A 6,588-nucleotide genomic window follows, 5' to 3' on the forward strand; every position below is an offset into this window, starting at 1 on the left:
GATGTTTGGTGTTCAGTAAGGGCGAGTTTTGTTTAATGACTGTGCTGGAAAAGGAATATTTCCCACGAGCGCTGTCGGTTCTGGATGACGGGTTCAAGTCGCTGGTTTTGCGTTTTGGCTGATGGCCTCTTCGCGAGCAAGCTCGCTCCCACAGGGGAATGCATTCCAAAATGTGGGAGCGAGCCTGCTCGCGAATGCGGACGACCCAGTCTCAAGGCTGCCAGTAATTCTTTTCCCCACTCAATTTCCGATCAAGAAAACTCGCCGCACTGATCAACGCCAGATGCGTCAGCGCCTGCGGTGTATTCCCCAGATGTCGCGCATGGCTGTCGAACTCCTCGGCATATAACCCCAACGGGTTGGCATAGCGCAGCAACTGTTCAAACTCCAGATGCGCTTTCTCAACCTGACCCGCCCGGGCCAGGCATTCGACGTACCAGAATGAGCACGCGGCGAACGCGCCTTCGGTGCCGGACAGGCCGTCGATCTGGCTGTCTTCGTTGCGATAGCGGTAGACCATACCGTCGCGCACCAGGGTTTTCTGGATCGCTTCCAGGGTCGAGAGCCAGCGCGGGTCCTTGGCGCTGACGAAGCGCACCAGCGGCATCAGCAGCATCGAGCCATCGAGGGCGGTGCCGCCGATATGCTGCACGAAATGCCCGCGCTCTTCGTTCCAGAAGTTTTCCCAAATGTCTGCGTAAATCGCCTGGCGCGTCTCATCCCAACGGGCGAACGGTGCAGGCAGGGAGCGTTTAGAGGCCAGGCGAATCGCGCGGTCCACCGCGACCCAGCACATCAATCGCGAGTGTAAAAAGTGATGCTGTTCGCCGCGCATTTCCCAGATGCCGACGTCTTCGGTCTGCCAGGTTTCGCAGACCTGATCGACCACTTCCACGGTATGTTTCCAGCCTTCATGGGAGATGGCTTCGCCGTACTTGTTGACGAGATAAACGGCGTCCATCAGCTCGCCGAAGATGTCGAGCTGGATCTGGTTGTAGGCGCCATTACCAATGCGCACCGGTTGTGCGCCGCCGTGGCCGGCCAGGTGCGTGAGTTCGGTTTCCGGCAATTCCTGGCGACCGTCGATGGCGTAGAGGATGTTGATTTTCATCGACTGGCCGTGGCAATCGCTGACCCGATGGCGCATCCATTTCATGTAGGCGTTGGCTTCCTCGACAAAGCCCAGGCGCATAAACGCGTAGACGGTGAACGAGGCGTCGCGGATCCAGGTGTAGCGGTAATCCCAGTTGCGCTCGCCGCCGGGAGTTTCCGGCAGGCCGAAGGTCGCGGCGGCGAGAATCGCACCGTGTTTGCGCGAGGTCAGCAGCTTCAGCGCGAGGGCCGAGCGGTTGACCATTTCCCGCCAGCGCCCGCGATAGTTGGACTGGCCGATCCAGTCGCGCCAGAACTTCAGGGTGCGCTCCATGCACATCTCGGCGGCGCCTTCCTTGAAGCGCGGGTCGTCGATGGCACCCAGCAAAAACGCCGCGCTTTCACCCTGTTTGAGGGTGAATTCGGCGACGGCGGCGTTGCCATCGAGGCTCAGTGCCTGATCCGAAGACAGGCGCAGGGACGGCTGATCCGCCGCCTCGAAGGCCACCTCTTTTTCATCCATGCGCGCGCGGGTCTTGGCCCGGGCGTAGTCATGCCGTACCGCGCAGCGCATGCGCATCGTCGCGGTGCCGCTGACCACGCGCACCCGGCGCATCAGCATCGGCAGGTCATCTTCGCTGTCACCGATGGGCAGCAGGTCGGTGACTTCGACCACGGCGCTATCGCTCAGCCAGCGGGTTTGCAGCACGTTGGTGTCCGGCAGGTAGATTTGCTCGCGGCGGGCGTCGGGCAGGTCCGGGGCCAACTGGAAGATCCCGGCTTCGGGGGTGTCCAGCAGCGAGCAGAAGATCGACGGGCTGTCGAACTCCGGCCAGCAGAAGAAATCCACGCTGCCCTTGTCGTTGACCAACGCGGCACTGCGCATGTCGCCAATGATGCCGTGGGCGTCGATGGCGCTTTGTCGTTCGGGATGATGATCAGCCATTGCCACGGAACTCCGGATAGAGGCTCATGCCGCCGTCGATAAACAGGGTGGTGCCGACGATGTAGTCGGATGCATCGGAGGCAAGAAACACCACGGCGCTGGCGATATCGTCGACATCACCGATGCGGCCGTAAGGGATGAGTTCAAGCAGTTTCTGCGCGGCGTCGCCCTCGGTTTCGGCGCGGTTGATCGCCGTGCGAATTGCCCCCGGCGCGATGCCGTTGATGCGAATTTTCTGCTGGCTGACTTCCTGGGCCAGGGTCTGCATCAGCATGTCGACACCGCCCTTGGACGCGGCGTAATTGACATGCCCGGCCCACGGAATGCGCTGGTGCACTGAGCTCATGTGGATGATCTTGCCGGCAGCCTTGGAAACGCCTTCGCGAATGCCTTGTTGATTGAAAATTCTCAGGGCGGCGCGGGCGCAGAGAAACTGGCCGGTGAGGTTGACGCCGATCACCTGATTCCAGTCGGCGAGGCTCATGTCCACGGCTTTCGCGTCTTTTTGCATCCCGGAATTGGCCACCAGAATGTCGAGGAAACCGAAGGCATCGAGGGTCTGGGCGAACAGGCGTTCGACGTCCTCTTCCTTGGAGACATCGGCGCCAATGGCGATGGCGCGACCGCCGCCGTCATTGATCTGCCGCGCCAGTGCTTCGGCAGGCTCAGCCTGGGAGTTGTAGTTGATCACGACTGCAGCACCGGCGGCGGCCAGGGCCTTGGCAGCGCCGGCACCGATGCCGGAACTGGCGCCGGTGACCAGCGCGACTTGTTGCTCGAGGGAAATCTGCATGCAGGTTAGCGCCTTGAAGGGAGGGCCTAAATAGCTGACTGGTCTGGGGGGCAGAGAGTTCATTTGTGGGATGTCTGTGCTGGCCTCATCGCGAGCAAGCTCGCTCCCACAATTGATCGGCGTCGTTCACCCATTTGTGCCAGACACAAGTCCCCTGTGGGAGCGAGCCTGCTCGCGAATGGGCCTTAACACTCAACCAACAATTCCCCGCTTTCCCCTCAACCCGCCTTATGGCAACTTGCAGGCCCGAATCGAGACCCGCACCCCATGGCAAACCCCTACCGCGAACTGTTCAAAGCCCCTGGCGCCGGGGCCTTCGTGCTGGCCGGGATGATCGCGCGCATGCCGATTTCCATGACCGGCATCGGCCTGATCACCATGCTCTCGCAGTTAAAGGGCGGCTACGGTTTGGCCGGCGCAGTAGCGGCAACCTTCGCCTTGGCCACGGCATTTTGTGCGCCACAGGTCTCGCGCCTGGTGGATCGCTACGGCCAGAGCCGGATCCTGCCGGTGTCGGCGCTGCTCGGTGGGGGCGCGCTGTTGATGCTGTTGCTCTGCACCCGCTTGCAGGCGCCGCACTGGACGCTGTTCGCGTTCGCCGCCTTGGCCGGGTGCATGCCGAGCATGTCGGCGATGGTCCGGGCGCGCTGGACCGAGCTCTATCGCGGCCAGCCGCAACTGCAAACCGCGTATGCCCTGGAATCGGTGCTGGACGAAGTCTGCTTTATCGTCGGTCCGCCGCTGTCGGTGGGGTTGTGCGTGGTCGCGTTCCCCGAGGCGGGGCCGTTGGCGGCGCTGCTGATGCTCGCAATCGGGGTCACCGCGTTTGTTTTGCAGCGCAGCACCGAACCGCCGGTGCACCCGCATGAAGTCCAGCATCAGGGCTCGATCATTCGCTCGGGTGAAATCCGCCTGCTGATGCTGTTGATGACCGCCATGGGCGTGATTGTCGGCGTGGTGGACGTGGTCAGCGTCGCCTTCGCCCAGCAACAGGGCCAACCGGCGGCGGCGAGTATTGTGCTGTCGGTGTACGCCATCGGCTCGTGCCTGGCCGGGTTGGTGTTTGGCGCGTTGCGCTCGAAACTGCCGTTGCCGCGACTGTTCCTGTATGGCGGTGTGATGACGGCGGTGACCACGTTGCCGTTGCTGTTGGCGACGAATATTTTCGGGTTGGCGCTGGCAGTTTTTTTGGCTGGGTTGTTCTTCGCGCCGACGCTGATTGTGGCGATGGCATTGGTGGAACGCATCGTCACGCCGGCCAAACTGACCGAAGGCCTGACCTGGCTGATCACCGGGTTGAGCATCGGCGTGGCGATTGGCGCAGCGAGTTCCGGGTGGCTGGTGGATGCGTTTGGCGCGCGTAGCGGGTTTTGGGTGGCGATAGCCGCGGGTGCGGTGGTGCTGGGCTCAGCCATCCAAAGCTTCCGCCATTTGAAATGATGCTTTACCTGTGGGAGCGAGCAAGCTCGCTCCCACAGGGATTGGTGGTTACCAGCCTCTTCCTGAGTTAACCCAGAAATTCACCGACAACGATGTCGACACCGATTCCACCTGATGGAACCAGCCCTCCGGCAAAAACAGCAAATCCCCAGCTTCTAAAGTCACCCTTAAAAACGTCACATCGCGCGCCTGCGGAAAACGCTGATAGTCCGGCGCGTCCGGGTTGAAGTCGCAGCCATCCAGCCCACCCTTGGGCGCGGTGGACCAGGTGCCCAGCGCTTCGCGGTGATGGGGCGCGGCGAGGGTGAAGGTTTTCTGGCCCCAGACCTGGGCGAACAGATTGTCGGTGTCGTCGCGGTGCAGCGGTGTCAGCGTACCTTTCGGGCCGATCCAGATCCGGGGCGGGATAAACAGTGATTGATCGAAATACGGCGGGTACTTGATCTGCTGCATCAACTGCGCCGGCAGGATGTTGTTGCCCATGTACGCCGGCGGCTCGCCGTTCGCGCCTTTGACCGCCGGGCTGTCCAGCGAGGCAATGAATTCGGCCATGGACGTGGAGCGAAAATCCCGTTCCGTGGAGAAGGTCTTCTTCACGTAATCGCCATGGCGGGTGATGCCTTGCAGTTCGGCGAAATGCACCAACGACTCTTCGCGGCTGAGCTTGAACAGTGGCCAATCCTGCAAGGCATCGCTGATGACCAGCGGGATGCCATTGGGCAGGTATTGCGTATCGAATTCGTGCTTCGACAGTTCGCTGCGTGGCCGGCGTTCGACCGTGCGCTGGGTCGGCAGACTCGCGGTGAGCCGTTCACTAAAGCGCGGCGGAGTCGGGTAGCGCTTGTTCATGTCGACCTTTTCCACCACCGCCGCGCCATGCCGGGCGTGGTCGATGATCTGCGGCAGCATCGTCGCCAGGCCCATGTTGCCGCCGATCTTCAAGCGGCCGCTGGCGAACAGTTCCTCGACGTTGGCCACGCCGCCCATGATCCCGAGGAAGTCTTTCTCAGCCACTTCAATGGTCACGTCGGGGCTGGCGTGGCGCCCGGCTTCGGTGCGGCTGCTGGCCTTGACCTCGGACCAGTACGCCTGGTGCGGGCCGAAGACGAATTGAAAAACCCCTTCGATGCCGACGGCGCCGGCATTGGCGAACAGTTTGCCCAGGATGGTCTGCAGGTCCACGACGTTCACTCTTGTTGGTTTTGGTCTGAAGAAAGAACGAGCACTTGCGCGGGAAATTTAACCCGTCGCGACTAATTTGCGCGGGCGTTGAAGCGTTCCTTAGTACAGACATCTTTTTGAGGAACCCGCGGTGACCAAGCTGACTCTGCTGTGCCTGCCGTATTCCGGCGCCAGTGCCATGGTCTACAGCCGCTGGCGGCGCAAGTTGCCGGAGTGGCTGCAACTGCAACCGGTGGAACTACCGGGCCGTGGCGCGCGTTTCGACGAACCGCTGCACACCGATATGCGTGCGCTGGCCATGCAATTGGCCAAGGAGCTGCGACCGACGTTGAAAGCACCCTATGCCTTGTTCGGCCACAGCCTGGGTGCGTTGATGGCCTGTGAACTGGCCCACGCCTTTCGTGCGCTCGGTTGCCCGGAACCGGTTGCACTGTTCGCCTCTGGCACCGCCGCGCCGACCATGCGCGCCGATTACGATCGCGGTTTTGCCGAGCCCAAGACCGATGCCGAGCTGATCGACCAGTTGCGCAACTTGAATGGCACCAGCGAAGAAGTGCTGGCCAACGAAGAGCTGATGAGCCTGACCCTGCCGATCCTGCGCGCCGACTTTCTGTTGTGCGGGCGTTTCCAGCCGGTGCAGCGCCCGCTGCTCAAATGCCCGGTGCATGTGCTCGGCGGCAAGGCCGACAAGGCCACCACCGAGCAATTGATCGGCTGGAGCAAGGAAACCCAGGGCAGCTTCTCGGTGGACATGCTGGCGGGCGGGCACTTCTTCATTCATGAGCACGAGGCCAAAGTGCTACGGGTGATCAAGGATCAACTGGACGTGCACCATCGGCGGCATGCGATGGCTGTCAGCGCCTGACCCTTCACCCCGATTCCCCTGTGGAAGCGAGCTTTTGTGGCGAGGGGGCTTGCCCCCGTCGGGCGGCGAAGCCGCCCCAAAACCATCCGGCTCGGCCCTCAGATACAACCCCTTGATTGACGACTGCTGCGCAGCCGAACGGGGGCAAGCCCCCTCGCCACTACCTCCTTTCTGATACTTGTTCTCAATCGCTAATTTTTCCGGTCTGCATTCGTTTTATAGGGACGACGTGCCTTTGTGCTTCCTGCCTACTGATCCGGATGCTAAGAA

At 61.7% G+C, this 6,588-nt stretch carries 5 protein-coding genes; 2 read left to right on the forward strand and 3 right to left on the reverse strand.

The annotated features are described in order from the left end of the window. Positions 1-211: 211 nt before the first annotated feature. Together ACIOYV_RS15600 and ACIOYV_RS15605 are read right to left on the reverse strand one after the other, a co-directional pair. Complete coding sequence (locus ACIOYV_RS15600; RefSeq protein ID WP_401324831.1) at positions 212-2,038, reverse strand: glycoside hydrolase family 15 protein; 1,827 nt, start codon at positions 2,036-2,038, stop codon at positions 212-214. Beyond that, positions 2,031-2,831: a glucose 1-dehydrogenase gene (locus ACIOYV_RS15605; protein ID WP_401324833.1), complete on the reverse strand. Its 801-nt coding sequence runs from the start codon at positions 2,829-2,831 to the stop codon at positions 2,031-2,033. Before ACIOYV_RS15605 ends, ACIOYV_RS15600 begins: the two co-directional genes overlap by 8 nt. Before the next feature lie 267 nt (positions 2,832-3,098). On the opposite strand from ACIOYV_RS15605, the gene ACIOYV_RS15610 reads away from it, so the two are divergent. Beyond that, entirely contained in the window at positions 3,099-4,271 is a 1,173-nt protein-coding gene (locus tag ACIOYV_RS15610) for an MFS transporter (RefSeq protein WP_401324836.1), read from the forward strand. A gap of 48 nt (positions 4,272-4,319) precedes the next feature. Here the strand turns inward: ACIOYV_RS15610 and ACIOYV_RS15615 are convergent, their stop codons facing one another. Further along, a complete protein-coding gene (locus ACIOYV_RS15615) occupies positions 4,320-5,453 on the reverse strand; it encodes a cupin-like domain-containing protein (protein ID WP_290028679.1) in 1,134 nt (377 codons plus the stop codon). 130 nt (positions 5,454-5,583) lie between these two features. Between ACIOYV_RS15615 and ACIOYV_RS15620 the strand changes: the two genes are divergently transcribed. Next, positions 5,584-6,318, forward strand: a complete 735-nt coding sequence (locus ACIOYV_RS15620; RefSeq protein WP_401324839.1) for a thioesterase II family protein — start codon at positions 5,584-5,586, stop codon at positions 6,316-6,318. The last annotated feature ends 270 nt before the right edge of the window (positions 6,319-6,588 follow it).

Source organism: Pseudomonas sp. NPDC087342 (genome assembly GCF_044744265.1).
Classification (GTDB): Bacteria; Pseudomonadota; Gammaproteobacteria; order Pseudomonadales; family Pseudomonadaceae; genus Aquipseudomonas; species Aquipseudomonas nunensis.

What these genes read in the sequence shown, in the direction of transcription:
- ACIOYV_RS15600 (WP_401324831.1), bottom strand. Translation starts at nt 2,038, where the DNA reads ATGGCTGATCATCATCCCGAACGACAAAGCGCCATCGACGCCCACGGC.
- ACIOYV_RS15605 (WP_401324833.1), bottom strand. Translation starts at nt 2,831, where the DNA reads ATGCAGATTTCCCTCGAGCAACAAGTCGCGCTGGTCACCGGCGCCAGT.
- ACIOYV_RS15610 (WP_401324836.1), top strand. Translation starts at nt 3,099, where the DNA reads ATGGCAAACCCCTACCGCGAACTGTTCAAAGCCCCTGGCGCCGGGGCC.